Source organism: Halobaculum sp. MBLA0147 (genome assembly GCF_041361345.1).
Classification (GTDB): domain Archaea; phylum Halobacteriota; class Halobacteria; order Halobacteriales; family Haloferacaceae; genus JAHENP01.
Window position 1 is genome coordinate 48,952 of the sequence record NZ_JBGKAD010000003.1, and the last position, 25,734, is coordinate 74,685.

At 70.4% G+C, this 25,734-nt stretch carries 19 protein-coding genes; 9 read left to right on the forward strand and 10 right to left on the reverse strand.

What is annotated here, in order from left to right; translation table 11 throughout:
• Positions 1-62: 62 nt before the first annotated feature.
• On the reverse strand, positions 63-749 hold the full coding sequence (locus tag RYH80_RS16685; protein ID WP_370905204.1) for an HAD family hydrolase: 687 nt from the start codon (positions 747-749) through the stop codon (positions 63-65).
• A 252-nt stretch (positions 750-1,001) separates the two neighbouring features.
• On the opposite strand from RYH80_RS16685, the gene RYH80_RS16690 reads away from it, so the two are divergent.
• Positions 1,002-1,994, forward strand: coding sequence for a sensor histidine kinase (locus RYH80_RS16690; protein WP_370905205.1), 993 nt, complete (start codon positions 1,002-1,004; stop codon positions 1,992-1,994).
• A 59-nt stretch (positions 1,995-2,053) separates the two neighbouring features.
• Positions 2,054-3,619: a bacterio-opsin activator domain-containing protein gene (locus RYH80_RS16695; RefSeq protein WP_370905206.1), complete on the forward strand. Its 1,566-nt coding sequence runs from the start codon at positions 2,054-2,056 to the stop codon at positions 3,617-3,619.
• Positions 3,620-3,666: 47 nt separating this feature from the next.
• Here RYH80_RS16695 and RYH80_RS16700 read toward each other — a convergent pair whose 3' ends face one another.
• Positions 3,667-4,257 carry a response regulator gene (locus RYH80_RS16700; protein ID WP_370905207.1) on the reverse strand — a complete coding sequence of 197 codons (591 nt, stop codon included), beginning with the start codon at positions 4,255-4,257 and terminating at the stop codon, positions 3,667-3,669.
• 275 nt (positions 4,258-4,532) lie between these two features.
• On the opposite strand from RYH80_RS16700, the gene RYH80_RS16705 reads away from it, so the two are divergent.
• From RYH80_RS16705 to RYH80_RS16725, 5 genes are all read left to right on the forward strand, one after another.
• A complete protein-coding gene (locus tag RYH80_RS16705; protein WP_370905209.1) occupies positions 4,533-4,748 on the forward strand; it encodes a hypothetical protein in 216 nt (71 codons plus the stop codon).
• A 254-nt stretch (positions 4,749-5,002) separates the two neighbouring features.
• Entirely contained in the window at positions 5,003-6,370 is a 1,368-nt protein-coding gene (locus tag RYH80_RS16710; RefSeq protein WP_370905210.1) for a methyl-accepting chemotaxis protein, read from the forward strand.
• A 100-nt stretch (positions 6,371-6,470) separates the two neighbouring features.
• Positions 6,471-9,389, forward strand: coding sequence for a glycoside hydrolase family 15 protein (locus RYH80_RS16715; protein ID WP_370905211.1), 2,919 nt, complete (start codon positions 6,471-6,473; stop codon positions 9,387-9,389).
• 87 nt (positions 9,390-9,476) lie between these two features.
• Entirely contained in the window at positions 9,477-10,979 is a 1,503-nt protein-coding gene (locus RYH80_RS16720; protein ID WP_370905212.1) for a DUF8167 domain-containing protein, read from the forward strand.
• Positions 10,976-12,466, forward strand: a complete 1,491-nt coding sequence (locus tag RYH80_RS16725) for a DUF8167 domain-containing protein (RefSeq protein WP_370905213.1) — start codon at positions 10,976-10,978, stop codon at positions 12,464-12,466. Before RYH80_RS16720 ends, RYH80_RS16725 begins: the two co-directional genes overlap by 4 nt.
• A gap of 40 nt (positions 12,467-12,506) precedes the next feature.
• Here RYH80_RS16725 and RYH80_RS16730 read toward each other — a convergent pair whose 3' ends face one another.
• The 3 genes from RYH80_RS16730 to RYH80_RS16740 are packed head-to-tail and all read right to left on the reverse strand — an operon-like array spanning position 12,507 to position 15,842.
• Positions 12,507-13,298, reverse strand: coding sequence for a bacteriorhodopsin (locus RYH80_RS16730; protein WP_370905215.1), 792 nt, complete (start codon positions 13,296-13,298; stop codon positions 12,507-12,509).
• A complete protein-coding gene (locus RYH80_RS16735) occupies positions 13,295-13,477 on the reverse strand; it encodes a hypothetical protein (protein WP_370905216.1) in 183 nt (60 codons plus the stop codon). The genes RYH80_RS16730 and RYH80_RS16735 overlap by 4 nt, the downstream gene beginning before the upstream one ends.
• Positions 13,478-13,493: 16 nt before the next feature.
• A complete protein-coding gene (locus RYH80_RS16740; protein ID WP_370905217.1) occupies positions 13,494-15,842 on the reverse strand; it encodes a methyl-accepting chemotaxis protein in 2,349 nt (782 codons plus the stop codon).
• A 215-nt stretch (positions 15,843-16,057) separates the two neighbouring features.
• On the opposite strand from RYH80_RS16740, the gene RYH80_RS16745 reads away from it, so the two are divergent.
• Complete coding sequence (locus RYH80_RS16745; protein ID WP_370905218.1) at positions 16,058-16,669, forward strand: hypothetical protein; 612 nt, start codon at positions 16,058-16,060, stop codon at positions 16,667-16,669.
• A gap of 25 nt (positions 16,670-16,694) precedes the next feature.
• Here the strand turns inward: RYH80_RS16745 and RYH80_RS16750 are convergent, their stop codons facing one another.
• The 3 genes from RYH80_RS16750 to RYH80_RS16760 form a co-directional block, all read right to left on the reverse strand.
• Positions 16,695-17,453 carry a CPBP family intramembrane glutamic endopeptidase gene (locus RYH80_RS16750; RefSeq protein ID WP_370905219.1) on the reverse strand — a complete coding sequence of 253 codons (759 nt, stop codon included), beginning with the start codon at positions 17,451-17,453 and terminating at the stop codon, positions 16,695-16,697.
• 150 nt (positions 17,454-17,603) lie between these two features.
• The gene (locus tag RYH80_RS16755) at positions 17,604-18,188 is read right to left on the reverse strand and encodes a response regulator (protein ID WP_370905221.1); all 585 of its coding nucleotides are present in this window, start codon (positions 18,186-18,188) and stop codon (positions 17,604-17,606) included.
• 131 nt (positions 18,189-18,319) lie between these two features.
• On the reverse strand, positions 18,320-20,677 hold the full coding sequence (locus RYH80_RS16760; RefSeq protein ID WP_370905222.1) for a sensor histidine kinase: 2,358 nt from the start codon (positions 20,675-20,677) through the stop codon (positions 18,320-18,322).
• A gap of 265 nt (positions 20,678-20,942) precedes the next feature.
• On the opposite strand from RYH80_RS16760, the gene RYH80_RS16765 reads away from it, so the two are divergent.
• Positions 20,943-21,392: a response regulator gene (locus RYH80_RS16765; RefSeq protein WP_370905224.1), complete on the forward strand. Its 450-nt coding sequence runs from the start codon at positions 20,943-20,945 to the stop codon at positions 21,390-21,392.
• A gap of 116 nt (positions 21,393-21,508) precedes the next feature.
• Here RYH80_RS16765 and RYH80_RS16770 read toward each other — a convergent pair whose 3' ends face one another.
• Together RYH80_RS16770 and RYH80_RS16775 are read right to left on the reverse strand one after the other, a co-directional pair.
• On the reverse strand, positions 21,509-24,139 hold the full coding sequence (locus tag RYH80_RS16770; RefSeq protein ID WP_370905225.1) for a response regulator: 2,631 nt from the start codon (positions 24,137-24,139) through the stop codon (positions 21,509-21,511).
• Between the two features lie 186 nt (positions 24,140-24,325).
• Positions 24,326-25,690 carry an APC family permease gene (locus tag RYH80_RS16775; RefSeq protein ID WP_370905226.1) on the reverse strand — a complete coding sequence of 455 codons (1,365 nt, stop codon included), beginning with the start codon at positions 25,688-25,690 and terminating at the stop codon, positions 24,326-24,328.
• Positions 25,691-25,734: the final 44 nt, after the last annotated feature.

Consider the following 25,734-nt stretch of genomic DNA (forward strand, 5'->3'; position numbering starts at 1 on the left):
TCGGACCCGTGGGGGCAACGACAACGTCCCACGACCACTCACTCGTTCACTCGCTCACCCGCTCACTCCGCCTGCGCGAGGTGTGGTTCGAGGTCGTCGAGCAACTCGCCCAGCGAGTCGGCGGCGAACCGCGGCGACGCGGGTGGGAACACCTCGTCGTCGTTGAACGGACGGCGGACGAACGCACCGTCGATGCCGGCGCGCCGCGCCGCCTTCACGTCGGACGCGCGGTCGCCGACGTAGACGGCGCTGTCGGCGTCGAGGTCCCGCAGGGCGGCCTCCAGGTACGTCGGGTTCGGCTTCCGGTAGTCGTACTCCGAGAGGCGCGTCGAGAGCCCGTACACCGTGTCGAAACTGTCCGCGAGGTCGTAGCTGTTCAGGACCGTCTCCACCGCGGGCTGGAGGTTGTTCGAGACCACGCCCGTCGGCACCGGGATGTCGTCGACCCGGCGCGCGTCGTCGTAGAGGTTCTTCTCGTTCCGCTGGACGGCCGTCGCCTGCTTGCTCGCGAGCACCTCGTCGCGGTGCTGCCAGACCTCCTCGAAGTCGATCCCGTACTCCGCATCGAAGTGCTCCAGCGCCCGGTCCGGCGTCCCCTCCAGGTGTCTGATCGCTCGGTACTCGTACCCCATCGGGTCCGTGATGTCGAAAGCAGAGAGCGTCTCCTCCGCCGTCTCGTCGAACACCCACTGTGGGGTGCGCTCGACGAGAACTCCGTCCATGTCGAACACGACCGCGTCGTACGCCATCGTCCCCACTCACGCGACCGGGAGGGATAACGCTCCCGCAGTAGAACGGCGCACGTCGTCACCGATCCGACGGTCGATCGCCGCCTCGCCGACCGAACTCTCTGTATGGTTAGCCGCGACTTTCAAGCCAAGCAGTGTCGTAGTCACTCACAGACGCGGGCGACGGCTCGTGACGCTCCCCGTCGTTCGCACTGCCCGCCGTGGCTCCGGAGACGGCGGGCACGCCACCGACCGCACCGACGACACACTACGATGGCACCGACACACGACGGCAGGCGACTGGACTCGCGGCCCACGGACACGGACGAGTCCGAGGTCGACCGAGACGAGCAGCGACGCGGCGAACGAGCGGACGGCGGGGGGTCTCGGGACCGCGGTGCAACCCGAGACGACGACGGAGACGGGCCCGACGCGGACGTAGACCGGGGCGACGACAGGGACGGAGAGACGGCAGACGCGGAGCGGCGTGGGGACGCACACGCACACGGAGACGAGGTCTGTGCTCGCGACGGCGGGGCGGTTCCAGAGCAGACGGCTACCGACTACCCGGGGGCGGCGGACACCGACGGAGACGACGCGGTGCGACTGGACGGCGAGACGGTCGCCAGCGTCGTCTCGCACGACCTGCGGAACCCGCTCGACGTGGCGAAGGCGAACCTCCAGGTGGCACGCGAGACCGGCGAGGACGAGTACCTCGCGGCGGTCGCGGACGCCCACGACCGGATGGAGGAGATCATCGACGACGTGCTCGCACTCGCTCGCGTCGGCGAGGTGACCGACACCGAGCCGGTGGCGTTGGCGACGGTCGTCGAGCACGCCTGGGGCTCGGTGGCGACCGACGACGCCGAACTCCGGATCGAGGGACCGCTCCCGACGGCCGTCGGCGACGCCGACACGCTCGAACGCCTCTTCGAGAACCTCTTCCGCAACAGCGTCGAACACGCCGGCGACGCGCCCACGGTGTGTGTCGGCCGTCTCGACGCGACGGAGGAGGAGGCGCCTGCGGCGGCAGAGCCGCCGTCCGCGGTTGGCTTCTACGTCGCCGACGACGGCCCGGGTATCCCCGTCGCGGAGCGGGAGCGCGTGTTCGAGTCCGGTTACTCCGCGGACGGGACCGGGACCGGTCTCGGGCTCGCCATCGCACGACGGATCGTGAGCGCACACGGTTGGTCCGTGGCGGCCGTCGACGGCGACGGGGGTGCCCGGTTCGAGGTGACTGGGCTGGACGATCCGTCGTCGGCGTAGCGCCGCCTCGGACTCACCACACCGACAATCACATATTCCACGAGTGGGAGAGGTAGACGATGGAGTCGCTGTCTGGCTGTCCGGTGGGGGTCCTCGACGTGACTGCCGCGGGTCGCGTCGCTGCCGCGAACGACACCGTCGTCGAGGTGCTCGACACGGACCACGACACACTGGCGGAGGCGCACGTCGACGACGTGTTCCCACACTCCGTCGAGCGGACACTCCCGCGTGCGTTCGCCGACGCCGACGGTGACCCGACGGCACACGAGTTCGAGGAGTACTACCCGGGACTGGAGCGGTGGCTCGCGGTGACGGTGGACCCGGACGCCGTCGACGACGGTGCCCGCGTGTACGTCGACGACGTGACGGATCGCCGGTCGCGTCGCCGCGAGGCGGAGGCGTTGCGCGCCGAACTCGACCAGATGGCGGTGATCTCGGAGTTGGTCTCCGAGATCCTGGTCGAACTCGTCGGCGCGACGACACGTGAGGGGATCGCGGAGACCGTCGTCCGCCGACTCGGCGAGACGGACCGCTACGAGTTCGCCTGGTTCGGGGAACGAGAGATCGGCGGCGACGACGTGGTCATCCGTGCCTCGGCGGGGACGACCGACGACACGATCGACTGCGTCCGGCAGAGTCTCGACGGCGACGCCGTCGGCCCCGAGGAACGCGCGATGGAGACGGGGGAGGTCCGACTCGTCGCGCCCGTCGCCGACGACCCCTCGGTGCCGGAACCCGTCCGGCAGACCGCGTTCGCGAACGGGCTCCAGTCGTTGTTGTCGATCCCGCTGGTGTACGGCGACACCGTCTACGGGATCGTCGGCGTGTACGCGACGGAGGAGGAGGCGTTCTCCGGGCGCGAGCGGGCCAGTTTCGAGACGCTGGGCCAGGTCGCGGGGTTCGCGATCAACGCCGCCCGCCACCGCAACCTCCTGTTGTCGGACACGGTCACCGAGTTGACGCTGGAGTACTCGGCCGCGAACTGCCCGCTCGCGGACGTGTCGGCGTCGTTCGACACGGACGTGGCGCTCGACGGCGTCGTTCCCCAAGACGGCGGTGGACTGCTCTGTTACGTGACGACCGCCGACGCGGACGCCGAGACGGTGGCCGACGACCTCGCAGAGTGCGAAGGCGTCGTCCGCACGCGAGTCGTCGCCGAGGGCACTGGCGGATCGGTCGAGGTGGAGTTCACCGGCGGGACGCCGCTGGTCGCGGCCTCCTCGCTCGGCGGGACGATCCAGTCGGCGACGTACGCCGACGGTCGCGGGGAGATGATCGTCGAGTTGTCGCCCAGCGAGGACGTGCGGCGGATCTCCGAGACGATCAAGCGGGAGTTCGACGCGAACCTCGCGGCGAAACAGCAACGCGAACGGTCCGTTACCACCGAGCGGGACGTACAGGACGCGCTCGGTGATCGACTGACGGACAAACAGGAGGAGGCGCTGCGGACGGCGTTCTTCGCGGACTACTTCGAGTCGCCGCGTGGCAGCACCGCCGAGGAGGTCGCCACCTCGCTGGACATCACCGCGCCGACGCTGTTGTACCACCTGCGCGCCGGCCAGCGCAAGCTGCTGTCGTCGTTCTTCGAGGAGTCGCGCGAGCGGACGCTCGACGAGGCCGACTGACGAGGTGGACGGCGTTCACTCGGGGCTGTCGACGAGGTAGACGCCGTTCACAGCCCCTCGCGGCCGATCTCGTCGAACGACTCGAACATCTCGATCGGATCCGAGAGCAGCCGTCGGACGCGCGACTCCAGTGCCTCGACGGTCGCCTCGATCTCGCCGTAGCGGTCGCTGCTCTGGCGTTCCTCCGTCGACAGCTCCGCCGCGAGCACGGCACGTTTCGACTCGACACTGAAGTACTCGCCCAGCAGTTCGTACGCCAACACCGTCCGGTGGTGGTCGATGGTCGCCGCCAACCCCTCGCGTTCGACCGGTTTCCGGAGGTAGTCGTCGAACGGCAGGTCGAGCACGTCGAACCCGGGATCGATGGCGGTCAGCATGATCACACGCCCGTCGAACCCCCGTTCGTCGAGTTCCTCCAACACCTCGTCGCCGGACATCTCCGGCATCCGTCTGTCGAGCAGGATCACGTCGATCGTCTCCTCCTCGACGGTCTCTAGCGCCTCTCGTCCCCCGTACGCGGCGCGCACATCACAGACGTTCCGGAGGCGTAGCGCGTACGCGTCAGCGACCTCCTTCTCGTCGTCGACGACGAGCACTCGCACGTCGGCGATGTCGCCGTCCGTGTCTTCCCCCGGCACTATCGACTCACACCCCTACATTCCCACGCCCGCACATAAATCTGCCACACACGTTCGGCAGTAGTGGACTGATAGAACACATCTGGTGACCGACACCGATCCACCCGAGAACAGCGGCACGGGTGTGGACGGTCGGTCGTGGGCGACTGCGGTGTGTACGTGGACCCGGACGACGCCGTGCTCGGTGCCTCTCTACTGTTAGACTGGTGTCCGACAGGCGCGCTACACTGTTAGCGAGGGGTGTCTCTACCGTACAGTGTGTCTGTAGGGGTACGATGTCAGTACGACCATCGGTGGCCGACGGATCGGTCGAGACGAGCGGTGACAGTACGGCGGCACTCGCGGACGGCGTCGTCGAACACGCGAGAGTGATCGCCGCGCGTGGCGACTGTCGCTGGTGTGGCGGCTCGCTCACGGGGCGTGCCGTCGCCGGTCCAGACGGTGTCGAGGCCTCGGTGACGTGCGACGACTGCGGCCGCGACTACGTCTGATCGGTACGCGACCCAGTGTCGTCCGCCGCACGCCCGACCCGCACGGCTCTCTGGTCGTTCCCCGCCGCACGCCCGTTTCCTCGCTGCAAGCCCGCCTCGCACGGCTCTCTGGTCGTTCCCCGCCGTACGCCCGCTCTGGACGGTTCCCACCTACACGGTCTGCCGACTGCCACGTAGGTCTCGTTCTCGCGGTTCTCGATCACGTCACCGCGTACCACAACCGACAAGTGGGTAGTCCACCGACCGCTCCGAGAATGGACGCGACACGACTGCTTCCCGACTCGCTCGCGGTCGAGAGCGACGACACGGCGACGCTCCGTCGGCAGCGAGACTTCTACCGCGGACTGCTGGAACAGGTCGTCGAGACGTTCCCGGACCCCGTCGGCGTGGTCGACGACGATGGGCACGTCGCGGGGTGGAACAACGAGTTGGCCGAGTTGGTCGGCGTCTCGGCGGCGACGGCGGACGGCCAGCGTGCGTCGGCACTCGTCGGTACCGACGGCGAGAGCGAGGTGCTCTCGGAGACCGTCGCTCGCACCGGCGACGTGATCGTCGAGGAGGAACCGCGGACCGGCGAGTCCGCCGACGGGGACCTCTGGGCCGTGCTGGCGAAGGGGCTCCCGCTGTTCGACCCGGAAGACGGGGCCACCGTCGGAGCGATCCAGATCAACACCGTCGTGACGGACGTGGTCCGCCGGAACCGCCGCCTCGCCGAGGTACAAGAGCGGATCACCGAGGAGGTGACGACGACGACCCGGTCGGTCAGAGACTCGCTGACGGAGACGGCCGACGCGGCCGCTCGGATCGACTCGCTGGCGGACCGCCAGCGGACCGCACTCGACGCCGTCGAGACGGACCTCGCCGAGATCAGCGACGAGGGAGAGACGGTCGCCGAGCGCGCCGAGCGGATCGACACGCTGTACGGAGAGTTGCGGACGGACGTGACACGGGCGACGGAACGCGCCGACGAGGTGGCGACGGCCGTCGAGACGGCCGCGAGCGAGACAGACACCATCGACGAACGCGTGGCGACGCTGACACGCGAGGCCGACCGGATCGGTGCGGTGGTCGACACGATCGACGACGTGGCCGACCGGACGAACCTCTTGGCGTTGAACGCCGCCATCGAGGCGGCACGCGCGGGTGGTGACGGCGCAGACGACCACGGGTTCGACGTGGTTGCAGACGAGGTGAAGGCGCTCGCCGAACGCACCCGCGAGGAGGTGGACACGGTACGGGATCGCGTCGCGGCGATCCGAGACACGGTCGAGGAGGTGGTCGACGGTGTCGAGACCCTGGAGACCGCCGTCGACTCGGCGGCCGACGACGCGACGGCGCTCCGCGAGACACACGCCGAGATCGACGACCGCGCCAGCGCGGTCGAGCGCGAGGTGACGGCCGTCTCGACTGCCGTCGGCTCGCAGTCCGACAGTCTCCGCGCCGTCCGCGAGGACGTGACGGCGGTCGCCGAGCGCGCCGACGAGGTCTCGGAACGCGTCGGAGAGATCGCCGCCGCGACCGAGACCCAGACCGACCGCGTCCGGGAGTTGGACGAGACGGTCCACGCGCTGGCTGCCGACTTGGAACGCGTCGACGAGGCACCCACTCCGGCGCCGGAGTGACCGTCCGGCCCCCGAAGCTCTCGACTCGACCACGAGTCTGTTCGAACGACGACGAGATCCTTCGTCGCCGTTTTGTAGCCGGAGTGCCGAGCGGCACGCCGTGCGTGGACGTGACACGGAGCGGCCGGAGACGGGGGGTCTCGAACCCGAGAGTGCGGAGACCGGAGCAGACAGTGATGGGCAGAGCGGAGCCGACAGTGACGGGCAGAGCGGCCGCGGCGCCCCGTCGAGTACGGAACGACGGCGCTTTCTCGCGGGACTGGCGACCGCCGGTGCGGTCGGCGTCGCGGGGTGTGGTGGCGGCGGCGACGAGACGGCGACTGGGTCGCGGTCGACGCCGGCCGACGACGGGACCGACTCGGACGCGGACGCGACGGCGACGCCGACGAGCACCCCCGAGCCGGTGGAGTTCGCGCCGTTCTGGACCACCGGCGAGAAGGTCGGCGTCGGGACGGCGGTCGGGACCGGCGACGGCGACGCGGCGGCGGGCGCAGACGGGGACGGCCGCGTCTGGTTCACACTCACCCGCGGCGCGCTGACCGAGGTGCGCTTCCCGCGAGTGGACCTCCCGAACGTCCGTCGACTCGACTTCCTCGTCACCGACGGCGAGGGGTACGCCGAGCGGACGGCCGAGCGCGACCGCCGGACGGACGACGACGTGGAACGGTCCGTGACGACCGTCGGCGACGGAGCGGAGCCACTCTACCGCCACGAGTTCGCCGGGGAGTCCCGAGACTGGTCGCTGTCGGTGTCGTACGTCGCCGACCCGGACCGCGACGCCGTGCTCGCTGACGTGGCCTTCGAGAGCGAGACACCGCTGGCGGTGTACGCAGTGTGTCGCCCCGCGGTGACGACGGGGACCGTCGACGACGAGAGCAGCCGGGTGACGGCCGACGGGACGCCGGTGCTCGCGACGACGGACACGAGCGACGGCGGTGCCGCCCGTACTCCCGACGGCGACGACTACGACGTGGCCGTCGCGATGGCCGCGGCCGACGGGTTCGCGTGGGCCAGCGCCGCGCCGGTGCCGGACCCAGAGACGGCCCGCCTGTTCGCCCGCGGGACGGAACCCGACGAGTCCGACGCCGCGACCGGCTCGAGTGCGCTCGTCGGGCGACTGGACGGCTCCGGCGACGACTCCGACGGAGGAGACTCGGAGACGGGTGGCGACGGGACGGACGACGGCTCCGGCGACGGCGGGACGACGAGTCTCTCGACCACGCTCGCACTGGGGTTCGCGGGTGGCCCCGCGGACGACACGGGGGCCCTCGACGCCGCGGCGGCCGCCGAGGTCGCGACCGCCTCGCTGGCGGCGGGGTACGACACCGTCGCCGAGACGTACCGCGACGGGTGGGCGGCCTGGCTTGACGACGCCCTGCTCCCGGCGTCGGTCGCCGACGACCCGGATCTGACACGACTGTACCGCCGGAGTCTGGCCGTCCTCCGCGCCGCCGAGGACGCGACCTTCGAGGGCGCGGGCGTCGCGAGTCCGTCGATCCCGTGGGGGGACGTGATCCGCGCGGAGGAGCCGGGCGACGTGGGGTACCACTACGTCTGGGGACGGGACCTCTACCAGTCGTTCACGGCCTACGACGCCGTCGGGAAGCGAGACGCGGCACGCGCCGCCGTCGAGTACCTCTACCGCGTCCAGCAGCGCGAGGGCGGCTCCATCCCGCAGAACACCTGGGTGGACGGCCGGACGCGCTGGGGTGGCGAACAGCTCGACCAGGTGTCGTTCCCGCTGGTGATGGTCCGGCAGTTGCTCGACGACGACTTACTCGACGGGGCGAGCGACCCGCTGGCGGCCGCCGCCGTCGAAGTCTCTTACGACCAGGTGGCGGCGTTCGCGGACTACGTGGTCCGGAACGGGCCGGAGACACAGCAGGAACGCTGGGAGGAGGAGTCCGGCCTGTCGCCGTCGACGATCGCCGCGGAGGTGGCGGGCCTCGTCTCGGCGGCCTCACTCGCGGCCGCCACGGGCGAGCCGGCCGACCAGTTGGTGTGGCTGGCGACTGCCGACCGGTTCCGCGCGGGGGTCCGGGAGTGGTGTGTGACTCGCGAGGGGACGGAGCGCCACGATCCGCCGTACTACTTCCGCGTGAACGCGAACCGGGACCCGGACGACGGGGAACTGCGGACGCTCGCCAACGGCGGCCGCGAGTTCGACGAACGGGACGTGATCGACGCCGGCTTCCTCGAGTTGGTCCGGCTCGGGGTGGTCCCGGCCGACGACCCGGTGATCGAGCGGTCCGTCGCCGTCGTCGACGACGCGATCCGCGTCGAGACGCCACACGGGCCGGGGTTCTACCGCTACGTCGGCGACGGCTACGGCGAGGGCGAAGACGGCGCGCCGTACCCGGTCGTCGCGAACTCCGTCGGCCGACTGTGGCCGCTTCTCACCGCCGAACGCGCCGAGTACGAACTCGCGGCACGTGCGGCGAGTGACACCCAGGGTGGAGACGGCAGCGACGAGGACGGCGGATCCGACACCGGCGCGTCCCTGGGCACGGACGACTCCCCGGAGGCGTTGCTGCGGACGCTCGCGGGGTTCGCCAACGAGGGGGACCTCCTCCCGGAGCAGGTGTGGGACCGCGAGGAGTCGACGGCGTTCGACTGGACCTTCGGCGAGGGGACCGGCTCGGCGACGCCGTTGTCGTGGAGTCACGCGACGTTCCTCCGCCTCGCGGCCGGCATCGACGCCGGTGAACCGCTCGGGACGCCACCCGTGATCCGCGAGCGCTACGCTGGAGGCCCACCGGCGTCGCCGACGTTGGACGCCTCGCTCCCGGACACGACCGTCGAGTCGACCACGGTGACGGTCTCCGGGACGACGGACGCCGGGACGGTCGCGGTCGCCGTCGACGGCGACGCACGGCTGGTCGACGTGTCGGACGGCAGCTTCTCGGTCGACGTGGAGCTGGGTGACGGCCGCAACACGGTCGTCGTCGCCGCGGGCGACCCGGATGACGCGACGACGACCGGCGTGGCGAGCGCACGACGGACAGTCTCCGTGGTGTGAGCGCCCGTCGGCGAACTGTTTTCCTCGTGTGATCTGCCGTCCGTGTAGCCGTCAGTGTTTCCTCCCCACCCGTCGTACCCCGCCGGAGTGACACTCACGCTGGCGACGGTCGGCACACAGACGACACTCGAACTCGCGGTGGTCGAGACACTCACGACGGGTTCGTTCGGTGCGAGCGCTCCGACGGCCGGGCAGGTGACGCAGGTGGTCGACGCGGGGGTCAGGACGCTGGCGGTCGGCGTGTTGCGCGGCCTCTACCTCGGACTGTTGACGGGTGTGATCCCGGCGACGATCGCGTGGGCGATGGGGTTCCTGTTCAAGTACGTCACGAACGTCTCGATCCCGGCGTTCGGTGTCGTCGTGCTCGCGGTCGCGCTCGCGGGAGCCAACGGCGGCTTGCTCGCCGTGATCGACCCCGCGATCCAGCAGTCCGCGGACGCGCCGACGCTCGTCACGGCGCTGTTGGTCGTGATGATGCTGGCGCTGTACGCACACGGCCGCGGCGACGCACTCGGCGCGGCGCTGCCCCGCCGGTTCGGGCTCGACAGGCTCGGCTCCGCGACGCTGTCGCGCGAGGTGGTCGACCTCGTCGGCAGTCGCGGGCAGGTGACGGTGCGCGTCGTCGGTGCGGTCGAGGACGTGCCCGGCTACCCGCCGCTCCCGGCGGAGCTGCGCGCCGAGATCGCGGCCTGGGAGGTGTCGCTGCCGGCGGACCTCCCGCTGGTGGAACTGGAGACACGCGTCGCCGACCGACTCCGGACGACGTTCGACCTGGCCGAGGTGCGTGTCGACGTGGACGATCGGGCCGCCGCGACGGTGGCGGCCGCCCCGCCGTCGTCGGGTGTCTCGCGACGCGTCGGGACCGGCCGCCGGGCACCCTCGATCTCGACGCTGCTGCCGACCGGCCTCGCCCGCGGCGACGAGGTGACCGTGGCGACCGGCGACGACACCGTCCGCGGGACGGTCGTCAGCGCCGGTAGCTACGCCGACGGCGTCCCGTTCGGTCGTGGCCTCGACGACGTCCGGGCGGACCGCGGACTCGGCGGCGTGGGACACTCGGTGTCGACCGCGACCGGCCCCGCCGCGACGGGTGGCTCGACCGCGGGCAGTGCCGCCGCCGGCGGTCGGCCCGCGGACACCGTCTCGACCGCACAGCCGACGGGCAGTGTCGCCGCAGAGGCTCCGACCGACACCGGCGAGTCGCGTCGGACGGGGACGACCGTCGGCGGTCCAGGGCGACTGACCGTCGCGGTCGGTGGCGACGACGTAGACCGCCTGTTGAGTGTCTCGGCGGCCGACACCGTCGTCCGACCGCGTGGAGACGGCCGCGGGTACGAGGTGTTGTCTCGGCTCCGTCGGTCGGGGCTCCGACTCCGCCGACTCCAACTGCGGGCCGAGAGTCGACTCGTCGGCGCTCGGATCGACGATCTGGCGACGGACGAGACGACGCCCGTGGTCGTGCTCGCGATCCGCGAGTCGGGTGACTGGACGTTCGCGCCGGACGGGGACCGGCGGCTGACGGCCGGCGAGGACGTGTTCCTCCTCGCGACACGCCGCGCCTGGACCGACCTCTCGCGGGGGGCGTCGTGACCCGACACCTGCTCGCTGCGGCGCTCCCGCCGTCGGTGGTCGACGGTCATGGTCTCGATCCGAGCCTCGAAGGGTCCGGTGTCGATTCGCTACTCGGCGGTCGTGGTCTCGTTCCCGGAGTCGGCGACCTCCTGCTCCAGAACGGGGTGGCAGTCGACCTCGTCGCCGGTGTCGCGAACGTCGTCGGCCTCGGCGTACTCGCGGCGGCCGTCGCGGCGGTGATCGCGGCGATCTACCGGTGGATCGTCGCCGACGCGGCCCCGCGTGGCGTGACGACGCTGCTGGGGCTGTGTGCGGTCGCGCTCGTGTTGAACACGACCGCGGCGTTCGGCCAGGTCTTGACCGGCGTGGACGACCCGCTGGCGCTCGCGGCTGTGGGGTTCAACGGCGCCGCCTTCGTCGTGGCGACCCTGCTCGCGCCGGTCGGACGCCGTGTCGGGGACCGCGTCGCGGTGGCGGTCGCGGCCGTCACCGGCGCCGTCGAGGTCGACGCCGAGGTGGGGCGCCTCGTGAAGGCCGTCGGTCGCGTGGTCGTCGTGACGCTGCCAGACCACGCCCGCGAGATCGACGACGTGGTCGGCTACGAGCCGGTGTCGGCGGAGACGAAGGCGGCGTTGACGGGGAAGACGTTCCTGTTCCCGCGGCGTCTCCGGGTCGGCGACCTACAGGAGCGCCTGGCGACGCGGCTCCGCGACGACTACGACGTGGGTGTCGTCGACGTGACGCTCGACGCCTCGGGCACGGTGACGTACCTCGCCATCGGCCGCCAGCCGGTCGGACTCGGCCAGAGTCTCCCACCCGAGACGGCGGCCGTCGCGGTCCGTGCGGACCCCGCCAACGCCGCCAGCGCCGGCGATCTCGTCCAGTTGTGGGAACTGCCCGACGAGGCCGACGTCGAGCGTAGGGACGGCGGTGCGGCGTCGTCCCCCACCCGCGTGGCGACCGGTGAAGTGCGTGCAGTCGTCGGCGACGTGGTGACGCTGGTCGTCGACGAGACGGTCGCGCCGCGGGTGGCCGGTGGGCGCTACCGGCTCGTCACGCTCCCGTACGATCCCCCGGCGGACCGCGAGTTCGTCGCGCTGGCGAGCGCGGCCGACGAGACACTCACCACACTGGTCGTCGGGGACGGCCGCGAGGCGGACCCGGACGCACCCGTCGACAGCGGTGTCGGCGACACGGGGACCGCCGGTGTCGGAGGCGGCGTTGACTCGGCGCCGTCTGTCGACGGAGTGGTCGACGACGGCGTTCGGGAGACCGGCGACAGAACTGCCGTCACGCCGTCGGCGTGTCCGGCACGGGTGCTCGCCGTCTGGCACGGCGACGGGAGCCAGAGTCTCCCACCGTTGGCGGACGTGTCACTCGCGTCCGGCGACACCGTCGCCGTCTGGGGGACGCCGGCCGCCATCAGAGAGACTGCGGTGCTGCTCGCCGCCGAGATCGGTGGCCTCGGCGGCGGCGAGCGGACGAGAGACGGACGAGTGGAGTAGTCCGACCCGTCGAAGAGAGAGCGTGTCCGCGACTGCGCGTTCAGTCGTCGGTCTCCGTGCCGACCGCACCGGGCGTCGCGCGCTCGCCTTCGGCCTCCAACTCGGTCTCGTAGTCGGACTCACCGATCAACAGCCCGTCGAACACGCCGGCGGTGTTCGTGGCGATCAACACGAAGCCGAGCTTCGCGGCCACGTCCATGTAGGTGATGAGCACGCCCGTCGTCGCCCGCGTGAGCACGTCGAGCGCCGGCGGCGACAACACCCACACGACCGGGTAGACGAACCAGAGTAGTCCAATCAAGTTCCGCAGCTTCGCGTAGACGGCCCACTTGTCGGCGCCGGCCGACGCCCGCAGGTTCCGCGCCAGGGGACCGAACAGGTAGTACACCAGTGCGACGTACGCGACCGTCGACAGTCCGCCGAAGACGTACACCAAGACACCGGTCTGGAGCACGCCGACGAAGCCGAGCACGATCATCAGCAGGTCCGCGACGATCACGGCCAGCACCGTGTTCCGGTCGGCCTGCGCGGCGTAGGCGAGGTACCCCACCAACAGCGGCGTCGTCACGGCCCAGTCGATGTACCGGAGTGTCTGGATCTCGATCTCGCCGGCTCCGCGGAGCACGAAGAGGTCGTTCGCCATCCCGGCGTACGCCAGCGTCGCCAGTCCGGTGATCCCGACGAGCATCGCGTACCCCGCGTCGTCGTACGGCGGCTCGTCCTGGTCGTCGAGGTACCAGGCGACCAGCGAGACGGCCGCTCCGATCGCCAGAGCGAACGTTCCGACGGTGTACGAGGCCTCCCGCGCGAAGACGGTCGTCGCTGCGCTCACGGCTCCCTCCCGTCGACGTGTCGGTTCGCGAGCCGTGCGACCGGGACCACCGGTCGTCTCCCCCGTCCCGTCGTCTCTGCCGATTCGGCGGCAGTCGCGTCGGCTCTGTCGGTCGTGTCGGCTCTGTCGGTCGTGTCGGCTCTGTCGATCGTGTCGGTCGTGGTCGTCGTAGTGAACATGTGTGTCGTGTGGTAGTCAGTCGTCCGTCGTCGCCGGTCGTGGGCTGGCGCCGGTCGCCGTCCCCTCGTCGTCGCGGACGGTCAGCTCCGCCAGCGAGGCGCGGAGCCGTTCTGCGTCGTCCGCGAGCCGGTCCGTCGTGTCCGCCGCGGTGCCGATCACGCGCCGTTGGTCGTCGGCCGCCCCGACGAGGTCGTCTGCGTCCGCGGCCGTCCGCTCGCTGATCGTCCGCACGTCGTCGACGACCTCCGAGGCGGCCTGTGTCGACTCCGCCTGTTCGGCCGTCGCACGCGAGATCTCGGCGACGCTGTCGTCCGTCCGCTCGACGTGGTCGACGATGTCGCTCAGCTGCGTGAGCGCGTCCTCGACCGTCTCCGCGGCACTCGCGAGCGTCTCGTCGGCGTCGTCGGCGCGGTCCACGGCGGTCTCCGTCTGCTCGCGGATGGCGGTCAACTGCTCGTTCACCTCCGCGGCCGACTCCTTCGCCTCGCCCGCCAACGCCTTCACCTCCTCGGCGACGACCGCGAACCCGTCGCCGTCGACGCCGCTGCCGTCGCCGCCGGCCCGGGCCGCCTCGATGGAGGCGTTGATCGCCAGCATGTCCGTCTCGTCGGCCACGTCGGAGATCAGGTCGACCACCTCCGTCACGCGGTCGACGCGCTCGGCCAACTCGTCGACGGCCGCGACCGTCTCGTCGATCGTCGCCACCGTCTCGTCCATCTCGTCGATGGCCGCCTCCGCGGCGTCGGCCCCGTCTCGGGCCGCCGTCGCGGCGGTCTCGGAGGCCTCGGCGACCTCGTCCGTCGTCGCGGCGATCTCCTCCGCCGTCGCCGACAGTCGGTCGATCTCGTCCGCCAGCGAGGCGACCTCGTCTCGCTGTGTCGTCGCGTCGCCCTCGATCTCCGTCAGCCGCTCCGAGAGGCGCTCCGAGACGGTCGTCGCCTCGCCGACGGCGTCGGTCACGTCGTCTGCGGCAGCGGTCACGTCGTCTGCGAACGCCGACAGTTCCCGGATCGTCTCCTCGTACTCCGCGAGCAACTCGTTGACCGCGACGCCGACGCGGTGCATCGCCTCGGCACCGTCGGTCTCGAACTCGGTGTCGTCGCTCTCGGTCGCCACGCGCCGCGTCAGGTCGCCCGCCGCCGCGGCCTCCAACTCCGTCGCGTACGACGCCGCACGCTCGGTCACGGTTCGGGACAGGTCCTCCGCCTCGCGTCGGGTCGTCTCCGCCTCGCGCTCGGCGCGCTCGGCGGCCTCGATCTCCTCGGTCAGCGTCCGGCGCATCTGGTCCATGCTCTGGCGCACGTCGCCGAACGCGTCGGTCCGTCGCGTCGGGAACGGGACGTCCAGCTCTCCGTCTGCGACACGGTTCGCCCGGTTCTGGAGGTCCCGCGTCTGGATCACCGTCGTCGAGCCGACCGTACTGCCGAACAGGACGAGACTCACCAGTGCGAGCAGCGCGACACCGACGACCGCCGAGGTGGCGTGATCGCCCACCGCGAACGCGGTCTCGGCGTCCGTCTGGACGACGACCGCCCACGGCGTGCCCGCGACGCCGGCGTACGACACGAGTGCGCGTCCGTCACCCGCAGTCGCCGACCCGTCGTCGGTCGACGCTCCGTCGCTCCCGCCGTCGGCTCCGCCGCTCTCGCCGACGCCGAACCCGTCGACCGCGACGACACCCGCGGCACCGTCACCGGCCGCCGCGGCCGTCACCGCGCCGTCGAGTGTGGGGACGCTCGCCCCGGACACACCGGCGTCGGGTGTCGCGAGGATCACGTTCGCGTCCGTCGTCGCGACGACCGTCCGCTCGTCGTCGACCAGGTAGCTCTCCGTCGCGCTCTGCGTCCCGTCGTCGTCCGTACTCCCGACGGTTCCGTCGACGACTGCGTTCGGTGCGAGCGTGTACACCAGTGCGCCCTCCGCCGTCGGGTGGACGTACGCGACGGCGAGTCCGTCGACGCTCGACGACCGGAACCCGTCGGTGTAGGTCGGCGTCGAGCCCGTGGCGGCGTCGAACGCCGCGTCGGGGAGCGTCGCCCCGTCGGCGGTCGACGCCGCGATCTCGCCGTCGCTCACGTAGTGGACGGCGGCGACCCCCTCCCCGAGCGTGTCGCCCACGGCGGCCAGCCGCTCGGCGACGGCGTCGGTGTCACCCGACGCGACGGCCGGTGCCGTCGCGAGCTGTGCCGCCCGTCGTTCGACGCCGTCGCTCCACCGTTCCAGCGCGAGTGCGCGCCGCTCGGCGTCTTCTACGGCCCGCGTCTCGGCACGGTCCTGCGCCAGCGAACTCGTCGACCCCGCCGCCGCGATCGTGAACCCACCGAGCAACACCGCGATGAGTCCGAAGGCGACGAGGAGCTTCACAGCGTAACTCCCGCGAATCCTCTCTGTGACTCGCCTCATCAGTAAGTACACGTACCAGGGTCTACACACCGTTAGTCCCTACGATACGAGTACCGCGTGTGATAACTGGACACGACTACGTGTCGATCGCACCGACCCGCGGGGCGACGCCGGAGGCCACGCAGGTGACGACCTCGGCGACAAGTTACAAGTCGAGGCCGCCCGAGCCGTGTGGTATGGCAACAGTAGACGAGCAGCGCGTGCCGCGCGACGGTGGGTTCGGCGAACGGGTGGTGCACCTCGCGGAGCAGGCGAACCCGGCGTTCGCGGCCGGGAGCGTCGTGGTGCCGCTGGCAGCCGTCGCGCTCACGGCGGCGCTCGGTTCCACGACGGGACTGTTCTACACCCACGTCGTGACGGGGGCGATCTGGTTCGGGTTCGCGCTGGTGTTCCCGGCGGTGGTCGGCCCGGTGTTGGGTGGGCTGGACGACGAGGCGGCGTGGGCGGTCACGCGACGCCTGACGCCGAAGGTGGTGTTCTTCGTCTTCGGGACGAGTCTGGCGACCGTGGTCTCGGGGACGATCCTCCTCGGCGGGACGGGCCTGTCGTACGGCTACTCGGGGACGTGGCCGACCGTGGCACTCGCCTCCGGGTGGGGGTTGTTCCTGTTCGGGTTGGTCGTGCCGAACCGACTCCACCTCAGAGAGTACTACCTGCGGAGTCGCGACGACCCGGACGAGGCGGCGCTGGCGACCGTCGAGCGCCGGATCCTCGTCGTCGGGCTGTTCGAGGCGGTCGCGATGCTCGGAATCATCGTCACGATGACCGGGCTCCGACTCGGAGTCTGACCGGTCGCGCCGCCTGTGCGTACCGTCAGGCCGGCCACACACCGAGGAGGCCGGTCGTGAGGGCGAACGTGTTGTACCCTGCGTGGACCAACACGGGCACGACGAGCGCGTTTGTCCGGTCGTAGACGTACCCCAACAACAGCGACACGCCGAACAGCAGCGCCACCGCCAGTCCCAACCCGAGCGTCGACCCGCCGACGTAGGTGCCGGCGTGGACACTCAGGAACGGGACGGAGGCCAGTGCCACGGCGGGCCAGCGACCCAGCGACACGCGGAGCCGCCGCTGGATCGCCCCGCGGAACAGGACCTCCTCGACGACGGGAGCACCGACGACGGTGTACGCGAGCAGCGCGACGTACACCCACGTCCCCTGGGTGCTCCCGATCACGTTCTGGGGGAGCGTCACGCCGGCGACCGCGACGCCGACTTGGAAGGTCGTGTACGCGACCGCGGCGACGAGAACGCCACCACCGATCACACGGGCGTGCTCTCCGAGGTCGCGATCACCCCACAGGCCGTCGTGGTAGCGGACCGCGTACCCGCCGCCGACTGCGAGCATCGCCACCGCCGCCAGCCCCTGTCCGGCGGCGGTCACCCACGGCGGGGACTGGCCGTACTCCACGCCGAGCCCGACGATGGCGGCGACTCTCACGCCCACACCGGCGCCGAAGAAGCCGCCGACACCGAGGACCCACAACCCGAGTCCCACGCCGAGTGTCCGCAAGAGTCCACTCTCGGAGGACTGTCCGTCCGCCGTCGTGTGTCCGTGACTCGTCTCCGTCATCGCGTCGACAGTCACGGACGGGAGTGACAAGAAAGCTCTCAGAACTGAACTTCTGACACTCACCCGACACGTCTCCGTGACCCGCCGCAGAGGGCCCGGTGGTTCACGACGGCCGGCGGCACCCCGGCCGTGGGTCGTCGGGCGCGAGTCTCACTCCTCGACGGCGTCCGGCGGGTCGACGGCGCTGACGATGTCGTCGCCGTCGAGCTCCGCTGCGCGGTTCGAGAGTCGGTCACCGAGTTCCTCGAAGCGGTCCGAGAGCGTGCGGTAGCGCTCGTTCGTCGTCAGCTCCTCGCTGCGGTACTGTTCCTCCAACGCGGCCAACTTCTCGCCGACGGCGCGGTACTCCCGGCGGGTCTCGTCGAACTGTACGCGGTCCCACAGTTCGTCGACGACGCGGGTCACCGTCTCTCGGTCGAGCGCCTTCTGGACGTAGGCGTCGAAGTCCAACGCCGCGATGTCGGCGTCCGGTTCGACGGCCGTCACCAGCGCCACGCGCACGTCGACCTCGCGCTCGCGGATCTCCGCGAGCACCTCGTCGCCCGCCATCTCCGGCATCAGGCGGTCGAGCAACACCACGTCCACGTCCGCCTCGCCGTCCAGGATCTCCAGAGCCGCCGTCCCGGTGTCTGCCGTCAGCAGGTCGTAGTCGGCCCCGAGCCAGATGTCGTACGTCTCTAAGACCATCTGGTCGTCGTCGACCGCGAGCACCGTGGGCCCGTCTGTGTCCGTCATTCGACTGCCATCTCGTCGTTCACTACTCCCCCCGGCCGTATATAAAGACCGGCGAAGGAAGTGGGACGCGTTCACTCTCACTACACAGACTGTGCTCGGCCCCGTCGTAATCACGGGTGCTGTGGCCGCTGTCACTCGTCGGGCCGCTGGAACCGGAGGACGACGGTCGTCCCGCCCATCTCGTTGTCCTCGACGCTCGCGTCGCCGCCGTAGCGCTCCAGCATCGCGTCCACGAAGAACAGTCCGAACCCAGAGCCGATGTCGGCGTCCTTCAGGCCGCGGTTCCCCCGTCTGAACACCGCCTCCTTCTCCTCGTCGGGGATGCCCGGTCCGTCGTCGGCGATCCGGACCGCGACGGTCTGGTCGCGAGGCGTGACGGAGACGGTCACGGACGGCTCGTCGCCGTCGTGGTGGTCGACCGCGTTGTCGAGGACGTTGCCGATCACGTTGCCCACCATCTCGTCGGCCGCTACCGTCACGTCCGTCTCGCCGGTCACCTCGACGGAGACGTTCCGGTGACGTGCCCGGAGATTCTCGACACGTTCCGTCAGCGGCTCTTCCAGGTGCACCGGTTCGACGGACTCGCCGCGCTCGTCCGCCAAGGCGTCGAGGAGCGCCCGGAAGCGGTCGACGAGGTCGATGACGGTCTCGCTGCGGTCCACGACGGTCTCGGCGTACGACTCCTCGCGCCCGTCTAAGGTCTCCGCCAGCACCTCGCCGCGCGACCGGACGACGGTCATCGCGTTCTGTACGTCGTGGCGGATCAGGCTGTTGACGAACTCCAACTGGTCGGCGCGGCGTTCCAACTCCGTCTCGCGCTCGGCGCGCTCGATGGCCGCGTCGGCGTTGTTCGCCAACAGGTCGACGACGTGCCTGTGTGCGGGTTCGAGTTCCGCCTCCGTCCGTGCGACGACGAGGCGGTGACTGCCGCCGAGGCGTCGCGTCACGGTCTCTGCCGGCGGAGTCCCGCGGTCCGCGAGTGCCGCCGCGAGTTCGTCCGTGTCGAGGGTGATCCCGTCGTCGACCGGCCGGAACCGCGGGCCGCGCCCACCGGCGAGTTCGCCGACGCCGTCGTCGTCGGCCGTCGCCGTCCCGCGCTCCTCGCCCGACAGGGGTGACTCCCTACGCCCCTCGTCGTCGACGGCACCGCCGGAGCCGTCGTGTGCGGTGTCGACCACCGGCACCGACGAGACCACCGGCTCGCCGGACGAGGACTCCGCCGTCGCCGTGACGGGTCGGAACACCTCGTCGTCGGGGTCGAACGCCCACACGCCGACGACGGCGTCGTCGAACAGTTCCGTCAGGACGTTCCGCACGGCGTCCGCGACGGCGACGGGTTCGCGGGCGTCGAACAACGCCGCGACACCCTCCGCGAGCGCGTCGAACTGCCGTGCGCGCTCCTTCTGTTCCCCGATGTCGGTGAACACGAGGTACCCCTCCGACGATTCGCGCTCGTCACCCGCCGCCCGCTCGTCCGCGGCGCTCCCCGGCGGACGGCCCGAGGTCTCCGCGGCGACAACCGCGTCAGAGACGCCGACACCCGGCTCCGGGTCCACGCTCGTCACTGGCACGAAGTCCACGAGGAAGTCGTCGACGCCGTCCGGCGTCGAGACGCGCAACTCCGTCTCCGCCTCCGGGTCGCCGGCGAACGGCGGCAGGTCGTGGACACTCGTCGGCCCGTCGTCGCCGTTCTCACTCTCCGCTGGTCGTCCGTGGTCCGACTCACCGCCTACCGTCACGTCACTCGCCCCATCCGCCGCCGTCCCGCCGTCTGTCGTCGTGCTCTCTCCCGCGACACCGTCGAGACGGTTCTCGTAGCCGCTCACGCGGTCGCCGGCGGCACGCGCGACGACGCGGTCGTCCAACACCTCGCCGACTCGCGTGTCCGACAACTCCCTCTCGCCGGTGTCGAACGTCTCGCGGAACGAGCGGTTGGCCCGCTGTACGACCGGCTCACCGTCGACGAACTTGACGGCCAACATCGCGTCGCCGGCGTTGTCGAACAGCGCCTCCGCCCGGTCGCGTTCCACCCGCGCGGCTTCGGCCGCTCGGCGACCCCGTGCGTGGTAGAGTCCGGCGACGAACGTCACCAGCCCCCCGACGACCACCCCGTCGGCGGCGATCACCAGCGGCTTGTACCGCCCCTGGACGCCGATCTGGATCCCGAGCACGACGAGGTAGACGAGCGTGACCGACACGGTCCCGAACAGCGACCACCGGGCGACGAGCGATACGTGCTCCTCGCGCCAGTCCGAGCGTGCGAGTCTGAAACTGGCGACCACGAACCCGATCGTCAACAGCAGGAAGAGTGCGTTCTCGACCAGCGTCGACGCCAGCGTCGTCCCGTCCGCGACCACGTCGTCGACCACGTCGTACAGCGGCACCGCCAACAGCGCACAACTCACGACGACGAGGACGCGCGCCTCGCCGACGCGGGCCACGACACCCCGCGCGACCCGACGGGGTGTCGATCCGCTAGCGTCTGTCATACCTCCCCAAATCAGGGCGGCGTACAAGTGTCTAGCGCCGGCAGCTTGCAGCTGACGTGGTGGAGGCGTACCGGCTCTCGCACGGGTCGTCCGTATCGTGTGCCGCCAGTAGACCGGTCGTCTTCCTCGGACAGGGGGCGTCGCTCCGTGTGCTACGCCGGACCTCGACCACCGACTCTGTGTAGTGAGGGTTCGACCGAACTGACCGTTCGTTCTAGTGAGACGGACAATCCATGCCCGACGGGGGACTTCCTCGAAGTGAGCCATGACGACGAACGGGTCCCCGCGAACCGTGCTGTGTGTCGACGCCCCGGAGGCGTTGGAACTGACCGAGACCGCCATCGCCGAGCACCCGCAGACGACGACGGTCGGCGTGACCAGTGTCGCGGACGCGCGCTCGGTGTTGTCCGAGCGGCGGGTCGACTGCGTGGTCACGGGGAACGAGCTCGCCGACGGCAGTTGGTACGACGTCGTCGAGACACTCCGCGCGGAGGCGCCGGACACGCCGTGTGTGCTGTTCAGCGAGGTGGTTCCGGACGAGATCGCCGACGGCTCGATCGGCGGCCTGCTCGTCGAGTTCCACAGCCGACTGTTGTCGGACGCCTACGACCGGCTCGCCGTCGCGACGACCGAACTCGCCCGACTCGGCGACGTGGACGACGACGCGCCGAGCTACGACGACTTCTCCGAGTCCGGCCGGCCCGACGCCGTCTGACCCGGCTGGCCGGACGCCGACGGTGAGGTCACGGCGTCGACACCCTCTCGCCCTCGCCCGGTGTCTCCCTCCGGCACTCGTCCGGCCTCCCCCTCCGGCACTTCCCCGCCGCGAACTCAGTCCTCGTCTGCCGACTCGACGGACTCGGTCGGATCGAACCACACCTCGAACCGAGCGCCCCCCGACGTGCTCTCCGTCGCTCGGACCTGCCAGCCGTGTGCGGCGGCGATCTCGCGGACGATGGTGAGCCCGAGTCCGGTCCCCTCGTCGGCGGTCGTGTACCCACGCTCGAAGACGGTGTCCGGGTCTCCCTCGATGCCGTCACCGTCGTCGGCGACGTAGAACCCCGTCGCTGTGTCCGCCCCGTCCGCCGGGACAGATCCGCCGTCCGTCTCGTCCGCCGAATCGAGCGCGCCGACCGTCACCGTCGGTGCCTCGCCCGCGTGTTCGACCGCGTTCCCGATGAGGTTCTCCAACAGCCGCCGCAGGCGGTCCGGAGCGGCGGCGACCGTCACCGATCCGTGCGTCTCCAGCGTCGCCTCGCCGTCGCCGACCGTGAGCCAACACTGCTCGGCCAACTCGAGGACTGGGGTCGGCTCTCGGTCGTCGACGCGGTCGCCGCGTACCGCCAACTCCGTCAGGTCGTCGACGAGCCGGCCCGCTCTGTCTGCCGCCGCCCGCGCCCGGCGGAGGTCGTCGGGGTCGTCGGTCTCCGCCACGAGTTCGAGCGAGCCGCGGATCGTCTCCAACGGCGTCCGGAGGTCGTGACCGACGATGGAGACGAACTCGTCGAGCCGGTCGTGCTGGCGTTCGAGCCGACGGTTCCGCTCTGCGAGTTCACGCTCCCGTTCCAGTCGGTCGAGTGTCGCCGTCAACGTGTCCGCGAGCAACTCGAAGAGGAGTCTGTCCGTCTCGTCGTACGCGTCCGGCTCGGTACTGGAGACGATGGCGACCCCGTGGTCGCCGAGCGGTTGGAGCATCACCGACGGGGTCGACGTCGTTGCCAGCGTCGTATCTGCTTCCACATGTTCACGTAAGTCGGAGACGACGAGTGATTCACCAGAATCGAAGTGCTCCCAGATGAGTGCGGACGCCGTTCCTGGTTCGGCATTCCGTTCGTGAACCGGCTTACTACCGAGTTTCTCGACGACAGCATCGTCAACCGCGGTCGGCATAAGTCGGTTACCCTCCGCGTCTAGAAGGTGGACACCGGTCAGTGGCAGTCCAACTGCCTCCCGAGCGGCATCGACGGCGACACTCGCTGCTTCCCTCGGGTCGTCGGCGTTGAGGAACTGCTCTGTACGTCGTTGAAGCTCAGCGAGTTTCTCTTCACGTTCGCGAATCGTCGCTTCACGCTCGAAGCGATCGACGACCGCCTCTGCAGTGGAAACGAGCAACCGTGCTAGGACCCGCTCGGTTTCGCCAATCGCCGTCGCATCGGGAGACCCGGCGACGAAGACACCGAGTCCGTCGACGGGGAGCACGAGTTCGCTCCTGATCGGTGTCTCCGGGTTCGCGACGGCCTCGTGGTCCCGCACGTCGTCCCTGAACACCGCCTCTCCGGTGCGGTGGACGTGACCGACGACGGAGTCGTCGACGGACAACGGCGGGACGGGGTCCAACAGGTCTTCGGCCGCGTCCGTGGTCACGACTGGGTCCAGCACGTCGCCGTCTGGAACGTACACGGCGGCGACGGAGAGTCCGACCACGTCGGCGGCGGCGTCGACCACGGACGCGGCGAGTTCCGTCCGATCGTCGCTGCGGACTACGTCTCGTGTCCGCTCGAACAGCGCGGCGAGTCGCCGCTCGCGTCGTCGGCGACTCGTCACGTCTCTGGCGTACACGACCAGTGCGTCGACCAGTGGATCGTCGCGGAGGTCGCGCACTCTGAGTTCGGCCCACCGCCACTGCCCGTCCGCGTGCTGGACACGACACTCGACGGTGAACGTCTCGACGCCGTCGCCGGTCTCTGCGTGGTCGATCCGGTTCACGACCCGGCCGTCGACACCGCCCGAGTTCGTGACCTGGCCGTCGATGTCACTCGCATCGGGGCCGCTCGTGTCGCGGTCGCCCGACCCGTCAGTGTCCGTCTCCGTGCCGTTCTCGCCACCCCGTCCCAGGAACCGGTCGAAGGCACGAGCGACCGTGTCGGCGGCGTCCGGGTGGAGGAACTCGTCGAAGGAGTGGCCGACGACGGCCTCCGGATCGTACCCCAGCACGCGCTCGACGGCGGGGCTGCAGTAGCCGACCACGCCGTCGCCGTCGACCGTGGCGACCACGTCCGTCGACGCCTCGATCAGCCGGCGGTACTGCTCTTCCGTGCGCTCGACCGCTCGTTCCGCGCGGTACCCCTCGACTGCGTTCTCGACGCGATTCCACAACACCGTGAACTGGGTACTCCCCGGGTCCTTCTGGACGTAGTCGGTCACGCCCGCCGAGATCGCCTCGCTGGCGACCTCCTCGCTGCCGCGACCGGTGAACAAGACGAACGGCAGGTCGCCGAACCGCTCGCGCACGGCTCGCAGGAACTCGATCCCGTCGCGCTCCGGCATGTCGTAGTCCGAGACGACACAGTCGTACGTCTCCTCGGCGAGCCGATCCAGTGCCGCCGCCGGACTCGTGACGCTCTCGACGGTCGCCGACTCCGACTCGCGTTCCAGGGCGTCTGCGACCAACGATCCGAACGCCTCGTCGTCGTCGACGTGGAGGACGCGAAGTGACCGCCCGCTATCGATTTTCGTTCTCATCTCCGATCTGTTAATACCGCCTACTGAGTCCCACTCACACAAGTACAGTTCGATACCACTCTGCCGCGGGGGCGGGTAGCGGCGGCCGGGACCGGGACCCGTGCGTGGCGGGCAGTGTCCGGCCGCAGTCCCCGACGACGGTGACCCTCCGAGATCCGACGACCGAGCAGCACCAACTCCCTCGACTCACTCGTGTGCTTCGGTCCCGCCGTCGCGGTACCGCGCGAGGACGACGGCGAGTGCGCCCTCGCGGTCGGTTCGCGACCGGCCGTAGACGAGGTACCACGCGACGCCGCCGACGACGATTCCAGCCGCGCCGAGGATCGGCACGGTCCCCATCTGTGTGAGCAGCGCGAGCCCACCGACGAGTCCGACGACCTGGACGACCGGGTAGCCCGGTGCTCGGAACGACGGCTGGTACGAGTCGACGTCGCTCGTGCGGAACACGATCAGCGCGACGTTGACGATCGAGAACACGAGGATCTGGAACGCGCTCGCCAACTTCGCGAGGTCGACCACGTCGACGAACGCGATCAGTGCGAGCAGGAGCCCGCCGGTCACGAGGATGGCGGTCGCGGGTGTCTTGAACCGCTCGCTGACCCCGGCGAGCGTCTCAGGTGCCAACGAGTCGCGACTCATCGCCAGCGGGAACCGCGAGGACGCGAGCACACCGGCGTTCGCCATGCTGGTCAGTGCCAGAATCGCGACCACGGAGATCACCACGACGCCGACTCCACCGAACAGTCGACCGGCGCCGTCGGCCATCGGCGTCAACGACGGCCCGCCACCCGGCCCGCTGGTGGTCAACGTCGTCGGATCGTTGAGCCCGACCACCGCCGCGACGACCAGCGTGTACAACACCACCATCGCGCCCATCGAGACGAGGATCCCCAGCGGGAGGTTCCGGTCGGGGTTCTCGATCTCCTCGGCGACGCTGGCGATCTTCGTCACCCCGGCGTAGGAGACGAACACGAACGCCGCCGCGGTGACGACGCCGTCGGCTCCCTCTGCGGCGAACCCGCTGAACCGAGCCGTGTCGACGGCGAAGCCGGCGTCGACGACGTACGCCACCAGTGCCACCACCACGGCTGTGACGACGATCGACTGCGCCTTCCCACTCTGTTCGGTACCGACGACGTTGAGCACGACGATCAGCGCCGCCAGCCCCAGTGCGACGGCCTTCACCAGTCCGTCCGACAGCGGGACCAGCAACAGGAGGTACGCCCCCAACCCGACCAGTGCGAAGGAGCTCTTGAACACGAGCGAGAACCACGCACCGAGTCCGGCGACGGTGCCGGCCAACGGGCCCATCGCCCGGTCGATGTAGAGGTACGTGCCGCCGGACTCCGGCATCGCGGTGGCCATCTCGGCCTTCGAGAGCGCCGCCGGCAGCACGACCAGTCCCGCCAGCACGTACGCGACGATCACCGCAGGCCCGGCCTCTTTCAGTCCGAGTGCGGGCAACACGAAGATACCGCTCCCGATCATCGCACCCATACTGATCGTGACCGTCGCGTACAGCCCCAGGTCTCGCTCTAGATCGTCCGTCACGCGACGGCACCTCCCGACCCGGCCGCCGTGTCGTGCGTCGTCCG